The following is an 18,035-nucleotide window of genomic DNA, read 5'->3' as shown; positions in this document are numbered from 1 at the left end:
CGGGGCGGGCGCCGTGTGTGCCGGGGTCAGAGGCCGAGTGCCTGCTTGACCTCGACGAGCGACGGATTGGTGGCCGTGGAGCCGTCCGCGAACTTCACGGTCGGCACGACGTGGTTGCCGCCGTTGACGCTGCCGACGAACTCGGCGGAGGCCGGGTCGTCCTCGATGTCGATCTCGACGTAGCCGATTCCGTGTTCGTCGAGTTGCGTCTTGAGCCTGCGGCAGTACCCGCACCAGGTGGTGGAGTAGATGGTCAGGGCGGTGGCGGTGTCAGTTGAGGTCACGAAGGAGTGAACATCGCGACCTCGGTGTTTGTTCCGCCGGTGGCTCGGCGGTGCGGTGTCGGACCGCCCTGCCATGATGGTGGCCATGGCAGCGGACGCACCGGACTCATCAGGACTCGATCCGCAGCAGTCGGCGGCGGTGCTCGCCCCCCGCGGCCCGGTGTGCGTTCTCGCGGGCGCAGGCACCGGCAAGACCCGCACCATCACGCACCGGATCGCCCGCCTGGTCGCCGACGGTCACGTCGCGGCGGGGCAGGTCCTCGCGGTCACGTTCACCGCGCGGGCGGCGGGGGAGATGCGGGCCCGGCTGCGCACACTCGGCATCGGTGAGGGCGCGAGCCAGGTGCAGGCCCGCACGTTCCACGCGGCGGCCCTGCGGCAGCTGCGGTACTTCTGGCCGCAGGTGATCGGCGACACCCAGTGGGAACTGCTCGACCGCAAGTTCACGGTCGTCGCGCAGGCCGCCAACCGGGCCGGTCTGCCGACCACCACGGAGAGTGTCCGGGACCTGGCCAGTGAGATCGAGTGGGCGAAGGCGTCGCTGTTCGCGCCGGAGAACTACGCGGCGGCCGTCGCCCGGTCGCGGCGCGAACCGCCCGCCGACCCGGCCCGGGTCGCCGACGCGTACGCGGCGTACGAATCGCTCAAGGTCCGCGGCGACGCGATGCTCCTCGACTTCGACGACCTGCTGCTGCACACCGCCGCCGCACTGGAGAACAACGCCGCGGTCGCGGAGGAGTTCCGCGACCGGTACCGCTGCTTCGTCGTCGACGAGTACCAGGACGTCACGCCGCTGCAGCAGCGCGTCCTCGACGCCTGGCTCGGTGACCGCGACGACCTGACCGTGGTCGGCGACGCCAACCAGACCATCTACTCGTTCACCGGCGCGAGCCCGCGGTACCTGCTCGACTTCACCCGGCGATTCCCGGGCGCGACGATGGTGCGACTCGAACGTGACTACCGGTCCACCCCCGAGGTCGTGTCGTTGGCCAACCGGGTCATCGGAGCGGCCCGCGGCCGGATCGCCGGCACGCGTCTGCAGCTCATCGGTCAGCGTCCGCCGGGTCCGGAGCCGACGTTCGCGGAGTTCGACGACGAACCCGCGGAGGCCGCGGCGATCGCGAAGCAGGTCAAGAAGCTCATCGACTCCGGTGTGGAGGCCGCGGAGATCGCGGTGCTGTACCGGATCAACGCGCAGTCGGAGGCGCACGAGCAGGCGCTGACGGAGCTCGGCATCCCGTTCCAGGTACGCGGCGGGGAGGGTTTCTTCACCCGCCCGGAGGTCCGGCAGGCGGTCACCGCACTGCGGCAGACGGCGTCGCGCGACGATCTGCCCGGGGGTGCCGACCGCGGCGCCGCGCTGGTGACGCTGGTCCGGGCGGTCCTGGTGCCGCTCGGCTTGACCGACACCGAACCGGTGGGTGCGCAGGCACGGGAACGCTGGTCGGCGCTGACCGCGCTGGTCGAGCTCACCGAGGAGCTGCTCACCCACGAACCCGATCTCGACCTCGCAGGTCTGCTGCGTGACCTCGCCGCGCGTGCCGAGGCCCGGCACCCACCGACGGTGCAGGGCGTGACCCTGGCGTCGCTGCACGCCGCGAAGGGCCTCGAATGGGACTCGGTGTTCCTGGCGGGGCTCACCGACGGGACGCTGCCGATCGCTCACGCGCTGGGCGACAAGACGACGCCGCCCGACGAACAGGCCATCGAGGAGGAACGCCGGCTGCTGTACGTCGGAGTGACGCGCGCACGGGTCCACCTGCAGTTGTCCTGGGCGCTGTCACGCAGCGAGGGCGGACGCCGGTCGCGGCGGCGGTCACGGTTCCTGCACGGCCTGATCCCGGACGATTCGCCGGCGTCGCGGATCGCCGCGCCCGCGCCGCAGAAGAAGCAGCCGCGGTGCCGGGTCTGCGGCAAGCAGCTGCTGGGGACCGCCGCGACGATGCTCGGCCGGTGCGAGACGTGCCCGTCGAACCTCGACGCCGCGCTGTTCGACGCGCTCAAGGCGTGGCGTTTGGAGAAGGCGAAGGAACTCAAGGTGCCCGCGTACGTGGTGTTCAGCGACAACACCCTGACGGCGATCGCCGAGCAACAGCCTCGCGACGACCGCGCACTGGTGGGGATTCCGGGTATCGGAGCGAAGAAACTCGAGCGGTTCGGGGCCGACGTGCTGGCGGTTGTCCGTGGGGAGGATCCGCTCGGCACCGCGCAACCCTCACTGATCGAGGGTGCATAACCGCAGGTCAAAAATGGGTTGTGTGGTTCGGGTCGTTCCACCTACCCTGGATTTCGACGTTGCGGGCTGCGGTCTGCCGTCACGACCACCCTCGGCGCTCGTCGCCGAGGACCGCACGAACGACAAGGGAGGTGATCGGAAACATGATTGATCGCAGCAGCAGCCTGCAGGGCGTCTTCGCTCTGGGCAACTCCGTGCTGGGCAGCTTCGCGTACGGCAAAGCCTCGCGTGGACATGCGTCGACCATCCGTGTCGCCGCCACCGCCCAGCTGCCCGCCGCCGTGTGGGCGGAGGCGCCGAAGCGCGTCGTCCGCCGTCGCGCACACGCAGCAGCTCTGTCGTCCGTGCCCCGGATCGGAAACCGAGAACACTCTCGGTAGGGAACTCTCCACCGGCCACGGACGCCCCAGCGGACCGTGGCCATTCGTGTTTTCGGGCGCCTCCTCGCATGGAGGTGCGCGGGGGCCCGCCACAGGTTCGCACCACGACCCGAACCCAAGACGAGCCCAAGGAGCACGACGTGTCCACCGCGACAGTCCGCACCATCACCGAACTCACCACGACCGGTCCGGTGCAGCGCGAATTGCCTTGCCGTGCCGACAATCCCGACCTCTGGTTCGGGGAGACCCCTGCCGAGCTGGAACTCGCGAAGTCCCTCTGCGCCGAGTGTCCGGTGCGGGCCCGCTGCCTGAGCGCGGCCCTCGACCGCGGGGAGCCGTGGGGGGTGTGGGGTGGGGAGATCCTCGACCACGGTGTCGTCATCGCCCGCAAGCGTCCCCGCGGCCGCCCCCGCAAGGTCGCCGTCTGCGCGTGAGGGGGCGTCGCACCGCCGTTCGCGCCCGCGCCGCCGCCGCAGCCCCTTCGGCTGAAGGGCACCTTCGTACGCTTCAGGCGCACGAAGGTGCCCTTCAGCCGGGAGTGGGGCCGAGCGAATCGAGGTGGTAGTCGACGACGACGGGGGCGTGGTCGCTGATCCGGCGGTCCGCAGCCGGTTCGCGGTCGGTGCCCGCCTCGACGGCCGCCCGCGCGAGCCGCGGCGTCGCGAGGTGGTAGTCGATCCGCCACCCGACGTCGTTGGTGAACGACTGCCCCAGCCACGACCACCACGAGTAGGGACCGTCGATGTCCGGGTACCGGGTGCGGACCACGTCGACGAGGGTGCGCGGGGACAGGATGGAGCCGAACCACTCGCGTTCCTCGGGGAGGTAGCCCTCGACCTGGTTGCTGCGCCGCCAGTTACGCACGTCGTGGCGGGTGTGGGCGATGTTGAGGTCGCCCATCAGGAGCAGCTCCCGACCGCGGGCGCGGGCGTCGCGACGGGCGCGGGTCAGGTGCCGCGCGAACGCGTCGAGGAACCGCATCTTGCGCTCGTACCGGGCACCGCCGTCGGGTGCCTCCCGCATCCTCCCCGGCTTCTGCAGGTGCGCGGGCAGGCCACCCTTCGGCAGGTAGAGCGACGCCACCGTGATCGGTGCGTCGGCGAGGTCCACCTCGATGTACCGGCCCTGATCCGCGAACTCGCGCAGTCCCCGGGCCAGCGGTGTCGGCTCGAGTTCCGCTGCGTGGGTGTGTGTGTCGGAAGGCGTACGCACCAGTGCGGTGCCCGTCCACGTGCGAATCGCATCGGGGGCGTGGCGGGTGAGCACGGCCACGCCGTTGCGTCCGGGGAGCACACCCTCGTCGTACGCGAGGTGATAGGCGCCGAACACCCCGGACGGGATGGCGGCCGCCGGGGCCCGCATCTCCTGCAGCGCGACCACATCCGGATCTCGCTCGCGCAGCCACTGCTCGAAGCCGCGACGCTGCGCGGCCCGGATTCCGTTGACGTTGAAGGTCGCGATCCGCACGGTCGCCCAGTGTATTCACCCGCGTATGCAGCCGCGCGAGGCAGACACCGGGTAGCCGCGGCCCCGGCTGTCGACCCGGAATTGCGTGTCCGGGTTCGCGAATGTCGGTCTCGTGTCGACTCTAGCGATCGTCGGACCGATCGTGCTTGGGTGGAGAAGGGGACCCCGATGAGGAGCCGACATCATGGCCAAACCATTCAGAGGCGTCGTCAATCTCGACATTCGTGACTCGGTCCCGGACTGGGGACCGTACGAGCAGCCGAAGGCCCCGTCCGGTGTACCGAACGTGCTCTACATCGTTCTCGACGACGTCGGGTTCGGTGCCCTGGGCTGCTACGGCGGTCCGATCGAGACACCGAACATCGATCGGATCGCGGCGAACGGGCTGCGGTACGGCCAGTGGCACACCACCGCCCTGTGCTCACCGACCCGGTCCTGCCTGCTGACGGGCCGTAATCACACCACCAACGGCATGGCGTGCATCAGCGAGGCCGCTGTCGGTTTCCCCGGCGCGAACGGTCACATCCCACCCGAATGCGCCACCCTCGCCGAGATCCTGGTCGATCACGGTTTCAGCACCGCGATGGTCGGCAAGTGGCATCTGTGCGCCGAGGACGAGATGAACATGGCGTCCAGCAAGCGGCACTGGCCGACCGGCCGCGGCTTCGACCGCTTCTACGGCTTCCTCGGCGCCGAGACCAACCAGTGGTTCCCGAACCTCGTCCACGACAACCACACCGTCGAGCAGCCCGCCACCCCGGAGCAGGGCTACCACTTCAGCGTCGACATCACCGACAAGGCCATCGAATACATCGACGACGTCAAGGCGATCGCCCCGGACCGGCCGGTGTTCCTGTACTACGCGCCCGGCTGCGCCCATGCCCCACACCATGTTCCGCAGGAGTGGGCCGACCGGTATCGTGGCAGGTTCGACGCGGGATACGAGGCGATCCGGGAACGCACCCTCGCCCGCCAGAAGGAGCTCGGTCTGGTCCCGGAGAACACCGAGCTGCCGCCGCTCAACCCGATCGGCACCCCCGAGGCACGGACCGGGCCCGACGGGCAGCCGTTCCCCCCGCTGGACTACACGCGCCCCTGGGACACCCTGTCCGCCGACGAGCAACGGCTGTTCGCCCGGATGGCCGAGGTGTATGCCGGTTTCCTGTCGCACTGCGACGACCAGATCGGTCGACTACTGGACTATCTCGAGGAGATCGACCAGCTCGACAACACTCTGATCATGCTGGTCGCCGACAACGGTGCCAGCGGTGAGGGCGGTCCCAACGGCTCGGTCAACGAGAACAACATTGCCAACGGTGTGCCCGACGACCTGGCCGAGAACCTCGCGAAGCTGGACGAGCTGGGCGGCACCAGGACGTACAACCACTACCCGAACGGGTGGGCGATGGCGTTCAACACCCCGTTCAAGATGTGGAAGCGGTACTCGTTCAACGGCGGCACCTGCGATCCGTGCATTCTCTCGTGGCCGGCGAACATCGCCGCCCGCGGTGAGACCCGCGACCAGTACCACCACGCCATCGACCTGGTGCCGACCGTGCTGGACTGTCTCGGCCTCGAATTGCCCGACGCGATCAAGGGTTACACGCAGCATCCGTTGCAGGGTGTGAGCATGCGCTACAGCTTCGACGCGAAGACCATCCCGACGGCGAAGCACACCCAGTTCTATTCGATGCTCGGTACCCGGGGAATCTGGCACGACGGGTGGAAGGCCGTCACCACCCATCCGGCGATCAGCGGGTGGAGTCACTTCCCCGACGACACCTGGGAGCTGTACCACACCGATGTGGACCGGGCCGAGCTGCACGACCTCTCCGCCGAGGAGCCCGGCAGGCTCGCCGAACTCGTCGGCCTGTGGTTCCACGAGGCCGGCGCCAACCGGGCGTTCCCACTCGACGACCGCTCCGCCGTCGAGATCCTCACCACCCCGCGTCCCCAGCTCGCGGCGCCGCGGAACCGCTACGTGTATCGCGGTGGGGGTGCCGAGGTGCCGGAATCGGTCGCGGTCAACATCCGCAACCGGTCCTATTCGATCGGGGCACTGGTCGATCTGCCCGGTCAGGGTGCTGCCGGGGTGCTGCTCTCGCACGGCAGCCGGTTCGGCGGGCACGCCCTCTACGTGAAGGACAACCGGTTGCACTACGTGTACAACTTCCTCGGCAGCGAGGAGCAGCGGATCAGCGCGACCGAGGACCTGCCGACCGGGGAGAAAGTGGTCCTGGCCGCGTCGTTCGACAAGGACGGCGAGGATCCGCCCGGCACAGCTCATGGTGTGCTGCGCCTCTACTACGGCGACCGTCAGGTCGGCGAGGGCCGGATCCGGACCCAGCCCGGAAAGTTCGGCATCGCGGGGGAGGGTCTCACGGTGGGTCGCAGCGCCGGGGAAACGGTCACCGACGACTACCCGGGCGCCGCACCGTGGGCGTTCACCGGCGGGACCCTGAACCGGGTGGCGATCGACGTCAGCGGCGAACCGTACGTCGACCTCGAACGCGAGGCGGTCGCGATGCTCTCCCGTGAATGACGGGGGCGACGCCATGACGGACGCGGCGCGGGCCGCGCGCCCTGTGGGCTCGCCGCAGGGGGAGTCCCGCCGACTCGGCAGCGGAGATCCGCTCCCGAGTTGGCGGGAGGGCGCCACCAAACGGGCCATCCTCGACTTCGTCCGGTCCGTGACGGACGAGGGAGATTCCACCGTCCCGATCGAGGAGCGGATCGCGGTCTTCGACAACGACGGCACGCTGTGGTGCGAGAAGCCGATGCCCATCCAACTCGACTTCATCCTGCGTCGTCTGGTCGCCATGGCAGAGCAGGATCCGTCGCTGCGTACCCGCCAGCCCTGGCAGGCCGCCTGCACCCGCGATTACAGCTGGCTGACCGGCGTCCTCGTCGACCACTACCGCGGCGACGACAGCGGGGTGAAGGTGTTCGCCGGCGGGGTGCTGACGGCATTCGCCGACATCACGGTGGAAGCCTTCGAAGCCCAGGCCGACCGATTCCTCCGCACCACCGACCATCCCACCCTCGGCCGCACCTACCTGACGTGCGGCTACTCGCCGATGATCGAGTTGCTCGGCTACCTCGCGGCCCACGGGTTCCACAACTACATCGTCTCCGGCGGCGGCCGTGACTTCATGCGGCCGATCAGTCGACGTGTACGGGGTGCCCCGCGAACGGGTCATCGGAAGCAGCGCCTCACTGACCTGGACCGGCGCCGGCCGTGGCGGCACGTTGATCCACCAACCCGAGTTGGACGTCCTGGTCGACGGTCCCGAGAAGCCGGTCCGGATCTGGAGCCGTGTCGGTCGCCGGCCTCTGCTGGCGGTCGGGAACAGCAACGGGGACATCCCGATGCTGCAGTTCTCCGAGCAGCCGGAACGACCCTCGCTGCAACTGCTGCTGGTTCACGACGACCCCACCCGTGAGTTCGACTACCAGGAAGGAGCCGAACAGGCGATCGCCCTCGCAGGCGTCAGGGACTGGACCGCCGTGAGTATCAGGGACGACTGGGCGACCGTGTTCGACCGGCGCGGGATGTAGAGCAGCAGGGTCCGAACCCGGTCACCGGCCGGCGTGCACCGACCGGTCCGGCCGTGTCTACTCGGCCCGGCGCACATCCTCGGTGAAACCGGGCAGCCAGTGCGTCAGGATCCCCATGTAGGGGGCCTCGGCGTCGAGTTGCGCGCAGATGCCGACCGACCCGAGGAGCACCCGGAAGATCATCACGTACTCGGGCGGCAGGTTCAGCGCGCGGGCGGTGCGGAAGTGGTCCGACGAGAAGTCGGTCGCCGTCCCGGCCGCGCGCTGCAGCCACGACCGGGTGAAGTGGAACGACTCGGTGTGGATCGGATCGGTGAACGGACGCAGGTAGTCCGCGATCTCACGCTCGGTCACGTTTCGTCCGGGGAGGACGAAACCGTTGGCGCGCAACAACTCCGTGAGTTCCTCGAAACGTTCGTCGAGTGCGAGGCGGACCATTCGCCCCAGCACCGGTGGCAGACCACCCGGCATCGGGGCGCACGCGCCGTAGTCGAGGACGCCGAGCCGGCCGTCGTCACACAGCATGAAGTTGCCGGGATGGGGATCGCCGTGCAACAGCCCGACCCGGGCCGGCGACGCGAAGTGGAACTCGGCGAGCCGCGCACCGGCGGTGTTGCGCTGTTCGGTGGTGCCGCCGGTGATGATCGCCGACAGCGGTGTCGCGGTCATCCACTCGGTGATCATCACCTTCGGTGAACTCGCCACCACCCGGGGGATCGAGAATTTCGGATCGCCGTCGAACTCGGCGGCGAACGCCCGCTGGTTGTTCGCCTCGATGCGGTAGTCCAGTTCGTCCTCGGTGCGGGCGGTGAGCTCGTCGAGCACCGGTTTGATGTCGGCTCCCGGCATGACAGCGGTGAACATCCCTGCCATCCGGGAGAGGGTCTTCAGGTCCGCTCGCAGCGCCTCGTCCGCGCCCGGGTACTGCACCTTGACCGCGACGTCGCGGCCGTCGGACCAGACGGCCCGGTGCACCTGCCCGATGCTCGCGGACGCGGTCGGAGCGTCGTCGAAGCTCGCGAACCGCTCCCGCCACCGGGTGCCGAGCTGTTCGTCGAGCACCCGATGCACCTTGCGCGCGGGCAGTGGCGGCGCCTCGGCCTGCAGTTTCGTCAGGGCGTCCCGGTACGGTTCCGCGAACTCCTCCGGGACCGCGGCCTCCATCACGCTCAGGGCCTGTCCCAGCTTCATCGCGCCGCCCTTGAGCTCCCCGAGCACGGTGAACAACTGCTCGGCGGCCTGCTGGGTGAGTCTGGCGTCGATCTCCTCCCGATCCCCGCCGGCGAGCTTGCGCCCGAAGCCGACAGCGGCCCGCCCGGCGATCCCCAGAGGGATACTCGCCAGTTTTGCGGTGCGGGCGGAACTTCGGCGGGGGATGTCAGGCACGTCCCCAATCATGGCCGACGATCCGAGTCTTCGCCTACATCCCTGGTCAGATCGCGGCACTCGCACCGGGGATGGCGCTGCCAGCGGCGGCGCAGCAGCTGAGTGCGCGTCACGTCGAGTTCGATCGTCGTGTCGACGGTCGTGGGGGACCGGTGCGGGTCGCCGTCGATCAGCGCGGTCAGCTCGGACACCGCCAGGGCCGCGGTCGCGAGGACGGCCTCGGGGCCGGCGTACCCGACCCTGCCGAGGAGCTGCGCCGCGATGTGCGGCCACTCGGGATCGCGATCGGTGCGGGTCAGATCGGCGCAGCGCAGGCAGCTCGTGCGTCCCGGCAGCACCAGCGGACCGACGACACCGCGGCCGTCCCGCATCCGCACCGACAGGTGCGCGATGCGCCCGGCCATCAGGTCGGCGACGGTGCGCGGCTCGGGGACCAGTTCGTCGGTGAGTACGACGCAGTCGACCCCGACCTTCGGCGGGCCGTCGGCGGCGTGATCGGGGGCGGACCGGCCGACGTGCACCCGGCGGCCGCGCAGGGCCGCGGCGATCCGATCCGCCAGCGGCCCCCGTCCGTGCAGGTGCACCGACCGGACCACCGGCTCCCGCCGGGCCCGGACGAGCACGTCCGCCGCCTCCAGCTCCGCCAGGATCTGTGCCAGCTCCCCGTCCCCGATCCCGGCCAGGTTCGCCTGCCATGCCACCTGATCCGGGCTGTGACCGCCGTCGAGCAGGCGCAGCACCCCCGCCAGCGCGGTCGCGGTCACGCCCGGTGGTGGGCGCAGCACGAGCGCAGTCTCCGGATGCCAGCCCAGCTGCACTGCGCCGCTGGGACGGGTCAGTACCGCGATGCGGGGGTCGAGTCGCGGCCCGGTGATCGGGCCGACCGAGGTCGTCATGCCCGTCAGCGTGCCAGTCGCCGGGTCGCCGAACCGTCCCGAGAAGCCGGTTGTCCACAGGGCGAAATCGGCTGTGACCTGCGAAGTGCCGGGTGTCGACCTACTCGTCGGAGGCGTTCGCGTCTCCGCCTTCGCCGCGCTCCTCCCGCTCGCGTGCCTGCAGCGCCTCGAGCTGCGCGATCGGATCGTCGAACGTGCTGGACCCGCCGCCGACCACGCGGTCCACAAAACCGGCCGGGCTGTCCAGGTCGCTCGAATCCGGCAGCAGGTCCGGGTGCGCCCAGACGCCGTCACGCCCGTCCATGCCCGCGGCCTCGGTGAGCCGGTGCCACAGCTGCGCGGCCTCGCGAACCTTGCGCGGCCGCAGCTCGAGACCCACCAGGGTCGCGAACGTCTGCTCGGCAGGCCCACCGGTCGCGCGCCGCCGGCGCAGCGTCTCGTTCAGCGCCGCGACCCCGGGGAGGCGCTCGCCGAGCGCCTCGGCGACGACCGTCTCGACCCAACCCTCGATCAGCGCCAGCAGCGTCTCGAGACGTTCGAGTGCCTGCTTCTGCTCCGGGGTGGTCTGCGGTTCGAAGGTGCCCTGCTGCAGCAGCTCCTCGAGCTTCGACGGATCGGTCAGCGCATTGGGATCGAGGTTCTGCGCGGCCTCTTCGATGGCGGAGAAGTCCATCTTGATGCCGCGGGCGTACTCCTCGACGGTGGCGAGCAGGCGCTGCCGCAGCCACGGCACGTGCACGAACAGGCGCTGGTGCGCGGCCTCGCGCGCGGCGAGGAACACCAGGATCTCGCGGTCCGGCTGTTCGAGCCCCTCGCTGAACTTCTCGATCGCGGCCGGCTGCAGCGCGGCCACGCCGTGCGGTCCGAGCGGGAGTCCGATGTCGGTGGAGGTCAGCACCTCGGACGCGAGCTGGCCGAGCGCCTGGCCGAGCTGCGAGCCGAACGCCAGCCCGCCCATCTGCCCGATCATGCCGAGCATCGGACCCGCCATCTGCTTGGCCTCCTCGGGCAGCCCGGACACCCACATGCCCGACACCTGCTCGGCCACCGGATCGCACAGGCGCTTCCAGGTGTCGAGGGTGTTCTCGAGCCAGTCGGCGGGTGTCCACGCCGCGGTGCGGGTGGCGCCGGCGGGCAGCGTCGTCGCCCCGTCGAGCCACAGCTCGGCGAGGTGCGCGGCGTCGGCGACCGCGGCGCCGGTGCCGTCGGACACCGGCGTCACCGACCCGATCTGCTGCAGCGCCAACTTCTTGGCGACGTCGTAGTTCACCGGGCCCGAGGACTGCCCGCCGGGCCCCATCGCGCTGCCCATGCCGCTGAGCATCTGCCCGAACTGCGTCAGCATCTGACCGAGCGCGGCGGGGTCGAATCCCTCTGCGCCGAACCCGAACGGCATCCCGCCAGGACCGCCCGGACCGCCGGACGCGTTCTTGTCACGGTCGGGGTCGTCGTCGGAGTTCGAGAAACCGAAGGGCAGATCGCTCATACGTCAACGGTACAAGGCGAGGCCCGCGGTCGCGGCAGCGGAAATCACGCCGAGCGCGAACACGGCCGTGCGACGTGCCGGTGCGACCGGGGCCACGCTGCACCGACCTCTACCCTGGTCCGGGTGAATCGAAGGATGGTCACTCTGGTCGCGGCGCTCGTGCCGGTCGTGGCGTTGCTCGGGCTCGGAACCGTCGTCCAGGTGCCGTTCGTGGCGCTCGGGCCCGGTCCGACGTTCAACACACTCGGAGAGGTGGAGGGCAAGCAGGTCGTCGAGATCACGGGGACCGAGCTCGATCCGACCACGGGCAACCTCAACATGACGACGGTGTCGGTCCGGGACGGGCTGACCGTGTTCGACGCCTTCGGATTCTGGCTCAGCGGCCGATACGGACTCGTTCCCCGCGAGGAGGTGTACCCCGCGGACCGCAGTCGCGACGAGGTACGGGAGGAGAACGCCGCCGACTTCGCCCAGTCCGAGGAGTCCGCGGAACTGGCCGCACTCCACTACCTCGGTGAGCCGGTGAACCTCGAGATCAGCGACGTCGCCGCCGACGGGCCGTCGGCCGATCTGCTGCGTACCGGTGATCGCATCGTCAGCATCGACGGCGAGCCGGTGCAGACCGTGGGCGACGTGCAGCGCAAGGTCGCCGATCTCGCTCCCGACACCGTCGCCTCGATCGTCGTCGAGCGTGACGGCGCGGAGGTGACGGTGCCCGTGACGCTGGGCGCCCGACCCGGTCACGAGGACGCCGGCTACCTCGGTATCACCCCGACCGAGAAGCCGGACGTGCCGTTCACCGTCGACTTCAACCTCGCGGAGGTCGGCGGGCCGTCCGCCGGTCTGATGTTCACCCTCGCCGTGATCGACAAGCTCTCCCCGGGAGAGTTGAACGGCGGGAAGTTCGTCGCAGGCACCGGCACCATCGACTCGGACGGCACGGTGGGTCCGATCGGCGGCATCCCCTACAAGCTGGTCGCGGCGAGGGAGGCCGGCGCGACGACCTTCCTGGTGCCGTCGCAGAACTGCGACGAGGCCGAGCAGCGGGCGCCGGACGGGCTGCGGCTGGTGCGTGTCGACGACCTCGCCGGCGCCGTCGACGCCCTCGACTCGCTGAACTCCGGCGGCGACGCACCCGGCTGCTGAGCGGTCCGGTCCGCGAACGGGTCACCAGCCGTCGTCGGTGTCCTCGAAGGTCGCGTGCAGCGCGTGGACCAGGCCGGGGGCCAGGTTGTCCCCGGTGCGCAGTTCCGGCTCGGCGAAGGGGTCCTCGTCGTCCTCGGGTGCGAGTGCCAGCGCACACTCGGATCGACCGTCCCGCAGCACCGCGACGATCAGGCGCGCCGCACGGCGGTCCGGGTGGGCTCCCGCGGCGGCGCGGACGACGTCGTCGGCGGCGTTGTCGCCGGACAGGGCCGCCGAGACGGCACGGTCCAGTTCGTCCTCCGCGGTCGGCGGCAGTACCAGGATCTCCTGGACGACCAGGCATCCCGCGACGCCGGAGGACCAGCTGGTGGTGCCGAGGTACTCCTCGAGTGCCGCGCTGCCGCCGTGCAGGTCGTCGGGGAGCGGATGCTGTTCGATGGGGGTGAGCTCGGAACCGGCTTCGAGTTGGTCGAGCAGGTGCGGTTCCGCCGCCGCGATCGCGGCGGTCGGGACCAGGGCGAACATCCGCGGCGGTTGCCCCCACCCGTCGGGGGTGACATGGTCGGCGACCTCCTGTACGCACCGCGGAAGGGCGTCGCCGGAGATCCGGGCCGAATGGGCTGTGCCGTCGAAATCACTCACCGGCTCATCCTCGCACCCGGACAACCAGGGCGACCGCGTCGCCCACCTCGGCAACCCACGTAGAGTGGGACAAAACACCTTGCGGCCCCGTTCGGTGGCCGCCCGACGACCGGAGCGTGACACGTGGGCATGCGGCCCCCCACCGGATTACCCTCGTTGTCCAGACGGAGCCGAGTGTTGTTGGTACTCGCGCTCGTTGCGGCGGTGCTGCTGCTGATCGGACCCCGGCTGATCGACACCTACGTGAACTGGCTGTGGTTCGGCGAGGTCGGTTTCCGTGGCGTCTTCACCACGGTCCTGGTGACCCGGATCCTGCTGTTCCTGGTCGTCGGGTTGTTCGTCGGCGGTGCCGTGTTCGGGGCGATGTTGCTGGCATACCGGTCACGTCCGGTCTTCGTCCCCGCGGCCGGGCCGAACGATCCCATCGCCCGCTACCGGACCACGGTGATGGGCAGACTGCGACTGTTCGGGATCGTGGTGCCCGTGGTGATCGGTCTGCTGTCCGGTCTGGTCGCGCAGTCGAGTTGGGTTGCCGTGCAGTTGTTCCTGCACGGCGGCACCTTCGGTCAGCGTGATCCGCAGTTCGACCTCGACGTCGGGTTCTACGCGTTCGATCTGCCGTTCTACCGGTTGGTCCTGAACTGGATGTTCGTCGCGGTGCTGATCGCGTTCTTCGCGAACCTGGTCACCCACTACGTTTTCGGCGGACTGCGGCTCACCGGGCACGAGGGCGCGCTGACGAAGGCGGCCCGGATCCAGCTGGCGGTCCTCGCGGGCACGTTCGTGCTGCTCAAGGCGATCGCCTACTGGCTGGACCGGTACTCGTTGTTGTCGAGCAGCAGGAAGGAGCCGACGTTCACCGGTGCCGGCTACACCGACATCAACGCGGTGCTCCCCGCCAAACTGATCCTGCTCGCCATCGCGGTGATCTGTGCGCTCGCGTTCTTCGCGGTGATCTTCATGCGGGACATGCGCATTCCCGCGCTCGCGACCGCGTTGCTGGTGCTGTCGTCCATTCTCGTGGGCGCGGTCTACCCGCTCCTCGTCGAGCAGTTCTCGGTCAAGCCGAACGCGGCGGTCAAGGAGAGCGAGTACATCGAGCGGAACATCGCCGCGACCCGTCAGGCGTACGGCATCTCCGACGACAAGGTCACCTACGAGCCCTACACGGGCGACGGGACGAAGGCGCCGCAGGACGTTCCCGCCGACGTCACCACCATCGCGAACGCGCGTCTGCTGGACCCCAACGTGCTCTCGCCGACGTTCACGCAGCAGCAGCAGCGGCAGAACTTCTACGGGTTCCCGCCCACCCTCGACATCGATCGCTACGAGTTGGGCGGCGAGAAGCGCGACTACGTCGTCGCGGCGCGTGAGCTCTCGCCGAACAACCTGCAGGGCAACCAGACGGACTGGATCAACAAGCACACCGTGTACACGCACGGTGACGGCCTCGTGGCGGCCCCGGCGAACCGGGTGACGGCACCGGTCCTCGACCCGACGCAGGACACGTCGAACAACGCCGGTTACCCGATCTACACCGTCAGCGACATCGCCTCGCAGCAGCAGGGCAGGCAGATCATCAAGGTCGACCAGCCGCGGATCTACTTCGGTGAGGTGATCGCCCAGGGCGACGCCGACTACGCCATCGTCGGCGGCGGGGACGGGCAGGCTCCGCGTGAGTACGACACCGACGCGACGAAGTACACCTACACCGGTCAGGGCGGTGTGCCGATCGGCAACTGGTTCAACCGGTTGACGTTCGCGGCCAAGTACGCCGAACGCAACATCCTGTTCTCCGGGGTGATCGGCTCGGACTCGAAGATCATCTTCAACCGCGATCCCAAGACCCGCGTGGAGAACGTCGCGCCGTGGCTGACCACCGACGGCGATGCGTATCCGGCGGCCGTCGACGGGCGCGTCGTCTGGATCGTCGACGCGTACACCACCCTCGACGCATACCCGTACGCGCAGCGCAGCTCGCTCGACGGGTTGGTGGAGGACAGCATCGACCAGACCACCGGTCGGCCGCTGCCGCGCAAGGAGGTCTCGTACATCCGCAACTCGGTCAAGGCCACCGTCGACGCGTACGACGGCACCGTCACCCTGTACCAGGTCGACGAGCAGGATCCGGTCCTGAAGGCCTGGATGGGGGTGTTCCCCGGCACCGTGCAGCCGAAGAGCACCATCAGCGCGGATCTGCAGGCGCACTTCCGGTACCCGGAGGATCTGTTCAAGGTGCAGCGCGAGATGCTCGCCAAGTACCACGTCGACGACCCGGGCGAGTTCTTCACCAACAACGCCTTCTGGTCGGTGCCGAACGAGCCGACGGTCGAGGGGTCGAAGCTGAACGAACCGCCGTACTACGTGCTGGTCGGCGACCAGGAGACCGGTGATCCGGTGTTCCGGTTGACCAGCCCGATGGTCGGGTTCCGCCGCGACTTCCTGTCCGCCTACATCGCGGCCGACTCCGACCCGGAGAACTACGGCAAGATCACCGTGCTCCAGTTGCCGAGGGACAAGCAGACGCAGGGTCCGGCGCAGGCGCAGAACTCGATGATCTCCGACTCCCGGGTCGGCTCGGAGAAGGCACTGCTCGAGCGGACCAACAAGATCCAGTTCGGCAACCAGCTGACGCTGCCGATCGCGGACGGCGGAATCCTGTACGTCGAGCCGATGTTCACCGAACGCAGCGGTGCGAACAACGCGACGTTCCCGCAGCTGACCAGGGTGTTGGTGAGTTACCAGGAACCGGGTCCGACGGGACGCGTCCGGGTGGGCTACTCGGCGACTCTCGCGGAGGCGCTGAACCAGGTGTTCGACGGCGGAATCGGTGGTGCCGCAACGGCACCGGGCGGCACGGTCACCGAACAGCAGTCGACCGGCAGCACGCCCGCGACGGGCACGCCGGCACCGGCGGCGACCCCGCAGCCGGCGCCCGACACCAGTGCCGCGGCCTCGACGAACCGGGACGCCGTGGTGGCCGAGCTCGACGCGGCGCTGAGCCAGGTGCGGTCGAGCCAGCAGAGCGGCGACTTCGCGGCCTACGGCGCGGCCCTGGACCGGCTCCAGAAGGCCGTCACCGCCTACCAGAACCTGCCGAAGTAACAGGCCGACGGACGCGACGAAAGGCGCCCTGCCGACCGGAAACGGTTGGTAGGGCGCCTTTCTCGTAGGTACGCGCCCGTCCGGGTGGTGTGCGTCAGCGGGGGAGGCCGGCCAGGTAGGCGTTGCCGTCGGCGATCAGCTGACGGACCTGGTCGCCGTAGCCGTACTGCACCGCCGTGGAGATCGCGAGGTCGGTGGCCGCCTGGACCTGATCGGGGGCGGTGACGGTCGGTGCCGGGGCCGGCTCGGGCGCCGGAGCCGGTGCGGGCTCGGGCTCGGCGACGGTGAGGTACTGACCGCAGTGGGGCCATGCGCCGACACCCTGGGTGGCGAGCACGTTCTCGGCAACGCGGATCTGCTCGGCCTTCGAGGCGGTGTGCGGCGAACCGGAGCCACCGTTGGCGGCCCAGGTGCCCTGCGAGAACTGCAGGCCGCCGTAGTAGCCGTTGCCCGTGTTGATGGCCCAGTTGCCGCCGCTCTCACACTGGGCGACACCGTCCCAGTTGTGGGTGGCGGCGGATGCGGTACCGGTGGCGAGACCGAACGGAACGGCGACAAGGGCGCCCGCGGCAGCCAGGCCGAGAACGCGTGCGGTCGTCTTGCGAGTGGTCATGCGGGGTGAATCCTCTCCGCGCTTGCCGACGGGTGGCGCTGTGCGCTGGACACCGGTACGGCCGTGGCGGACAGTGTGCTGTTCGTCGCCCGGCGTCGTACGGCACGCCCGTCCCTGCCCCTCGAAATGGTTTCGGGGTTCCGGTCCCGCGGGGCAGAGTCGAGCAGCGGCGGGCCGGCTGGGCCCGTTGGTTTCGGGCCGACGGCGACGCTAGCCAACGATTCGCGGTGGGTCACGTTCGTCGAACTTCGGCCTGCCACAACGTAAATCGCCGATGTAACGCGTGTTTCGCCAGGTCAGCCCGCGTGGGTGACGGAGAAGGACGGCGGCGTTACCCGGCTGTTATGTGGTGGGGATCACCATCCTTCTGTGGAGTGCGTCACGCCGATGACCGGTATCCGGAACGGAATTCGGTCACTCTGGCCGCCGGGCCGGCGGTGGGGATGCGGCGTGTCCAGGCGATTCGCGTTCGCGTCCTGGGGATTTGTGTTCGATTCACGCTCTCGTGTAACTTCGTTCATGCAGCGCGGGGTGGAGCAGCTCGGTAGCTCGCTGGGCTCATAACCCAGAGGTCGCAGGTTCAAATCCTGTCCCCGCTACCAATGAACGAGGGCCCGGTCTCATTCGAGACCGGGCCTTCGTCGTGTCTGCCGGGTGGGCGCGGGACGACGGTTGCCGGGTGTGGTCGAGCCCACTGTGGGGGTGGTCAAGGGCGCTCCGGAAGTCGTGTACAGTGGTGAGTGCAGCGCGGGGTGGAGCAGCTCGGTAGCTCGCTGGGCTCATAACCCAGAGGTCGCAGGTTCAAATCCTGTCCCCGCTACCAATGAACGAGGGCC

The 18,035-nt window shown here is 69.5% G+C and carries 13 protein-coding genes, 2 tRNA genes and 1 pseudogene; 9 read left to right on the top strand and 7 right to left on the bottom strand.

Features of this window, described 5'->3' with window-relative positions; genetic code table 11:
- Nucleotides 1-26: 26 nt before the first annotated feature.
- Nucleotides 27-284 (bottom strand): mycoredoxin, encoded by a 258-nt coding sequence (locus ACFYVR_RS15175; protein WP_387474416.1) that lies wholly within the window; start codon nucleotides 282-284, stop codon nucleotides 27-29.
- An 85-nt stretch (nucleotides 285-369) separates the two neighbouring features.
- On the opposite strand from ACFYVR_RS15175, the gene ACFYVR_RS15170 reads away from it, so the two are divergent.
- The 3 genes from ACFYVR_RS15170 (at nucleotide 370) to ACFYVR_RS15160 (ending at nucleotide 3,334) form a co-directional block, all read left to right on the top strand.
- Nucleotides 370-2,520, top strand: a complete 2,151-nt coding sequence (locus ACFYVR_RS15170; protein ID WP_387474414.1) for an ATP-dependent DNA helicase UvrD2 — start codon at nucleotides 370-372, stop codon at nucleotides 2,518-2,520.
- A 143-nt stretch (nucleotides 2,521-2,663) separates the two neighbouring features.
- The gene (locus tag ACFYVR_RS15165) at nucleotides 2,664-2,900 is read left to right on the top strand and encodes a hypothetical protein (RefSeq protein WP_387474412.1); all 237 of its coding nucleotides are present in this window, start codon (nucleotides 2,664-2,666) and stop codon (nucleotides 2,898-2,900) included.
- Nucleotides 2,901-3,040: 140 nt separating this feature from the next.
- Entirely contained in the window at nucleotides 3,041-3,334 is a 294-nt protein-coding gene (locus ACFYVR_RS15160; protein WP_387474410.1) for a WhiB family transcriptional regulator, read from the top strand.
- A 94-nt stretch (nucleotides 3,335-3,428) separates the two neighbouring features.
- On the opposite strand, the gene ACFYVR_RS15155 is transcribed toward ACFYVR_RS15160, so the two are convergent.
- Nucleotides 3,429-4,367 carry an exodeoxyribonuclease III gene (locus tag ACFYVR_RS15155; RefSeq protein WP_387474408.1) on the bottom strand — a complete coding sequence of 313 codons (939 nt, stop codon included), beginning with the start codon at nucleotides 4,365-4,367 and terminating at the stop codon, nucleotides 3,429-3,431.
- Nucleotides 4,368-4,551: 184 nt separating this feature from the next.
- Between ACFYVR_RS15155 and ACFYVR_RS15150 the strand changes: the two genes are divergently transcribed.
- Nucleotides 4,552-6,909: an arylsulfatase gene (locus ACFYVR_RS15150; RefSeq protein WP_387474406.1), complete on the top strand. Its 2,358-nt coding sequence runs from the start codon at nucleotides 4,552-4,554 to the stop codon at nucleotides 6,907-6,909.
- 13 nt (nucleotides 6,910-6,922) lie between these two features.
- Nucleotides 6,923-7,925: pseudogene (locus tag ACFYVR_RS15145) on the top strand (HAD family hydrolase).
- 57 nt (nucleotides 7,926-7,982) lie between these two features.
- Here ACFYVR_RS15145 and ACFYVR_RS15140 read toward each other — a convergent pair.
- From ACFYVR_RS15140 to ACFYVR_RS15130, 3 genes are all read right to left on the bottom strand, one after another.
- A complete protein-coding gene (locus ACFYVR_RS15140; protein ID WP_387474404.1) occupies nucleotides 7,983-9,323 on the bottom strand; it encodes an ABC1 kinase family protein in 1,341 nt (446 codons plus the stop codon).
- Nucleotides 9,320-10,207 carry a TOMM precursor leader peptide-binding protein gene (locus ACFYVR_RS15135; protein ID WP_387474402.1) on the bottom strand — a complete coding sequence of 296 codons (888 nt, stop codon included), beginning with the start codon at nucleotides 10,205-10,207 and terminating at the stop codon, nucleotides 9,320-9,322. Before ACFYVR_RS15135 ends, ACFYVR_RS15140 begins: the two co-directional genes overlap by 4 nt.
- Before the next feature lie 100 nt (nucleotides 10,208-10,307).
- Complete coding sequence (locus tag ACFYVR_RS15130) at nucleotides 10,308-11,693, bottom strand: zinc-dependent metalloprotease (RefSeq protein WP_387474400.1); 1,386 nt, start codon at nucleotides 11,691-11,693, stop codon at nucleotides 10,308-10,310.
- 123 nt (nucleotides 11,694-11,816) lie between these two features.
- Between ACFYVR_RS15130 and ACFYVR_RS15125 the strand changes: the two genes are divergently transcribed.
- Entirely contained in the window at nucleotides 11,817-12,839 is a 1,023-nt protein-coding gene (locus ACFYVR_RS15125) for a PDZ domain-containing protein (RefSeq protein WP_387474398.1), read from the top strand.
- Between the two features lie 21 nt (nucleotides 12,840-12,860).
- Here ACFYVR_RS15125 and ACFYVR_RS15120 read toward each other — a convergent pair whose 3' ends face one another.
- Entirely contained in the window at nucleotides 12,861-13,481 is a 621-nt protein-coding gene (locus ACFYVR_RS15120) for a PPA1309 family protein (protein ID WP_387474396.1), read from the bottom strand.
- Between the two features lie 123 nt (nucleotides 13,482-13,604).
- Between ACFYVR_RS15120 and ACFYVR_RS15115 the strand changes: the two genes are divergently transcribed.
- Nucleotides 13,605-16,586: a UPF0182 family protein gene (locus ACFYVR_RS15115; protein ID WP_387474394.1), complete on the top strand. Its 2,982-nt coding sequence runs from the start codon at nucleotides 13,605-13,607 to the stop codon at nucleotides 16,584-16,586.
- A 94-nt stretch (nucleotides 16,587-16,680) separates the two neighbouring features.
- On the opposite strand, the gene ACFYVR_RS15110 is transcribed toward ACFYVR_RS15115, so the two are convergent.
- Entirely contained in the window at nucleotides 16,681-17,199 is a 519-nt protein-coding gene (locus ACFYVR_RS15110) for a transglycosylase family protein (protein ID WP_387474392.1), read from the bottom strand.
- Between the two features lie 525 nt (nucleotides 17,200-17,724).
- Here ACFYVR_RS15110 and ACFYVR_RS15105 point away from each other — a divergent pair.
- Both ACFYVR_RS15105 and ACFYVR_RS15100 read left to right on the top strand, forming a co-directional pair.
- Nucleotides 17,725-17,801: transfer RNA gene (locus ACFYVR_RS15105), tRNA-Met, on the top strand.
- Nucleotides 17,802-17,945: 144 nt separating this feature from the next.
- A tRNA-Met gene (locus ACFYVR_RS15100) sits at nucleotides 17,946-18,022 on the top strand.
- Nucleotides 18,023-18,035: the final 13 nt, after the last annotated feature.

It is taken from the genome of Rhodococcus sp. NPDC003318 (assembly GCF_042879035.1).
Lineage (GTDB): Bacteria > Actinomycetota > Actinomycetes > Mycobacteriales > Mycobacteriaceae > Rhodococcus_G.
Note: the sequence above shows the minus strand (reverse complement) of the source record. Positions and strands in the feature narration are given on the sequence as shown.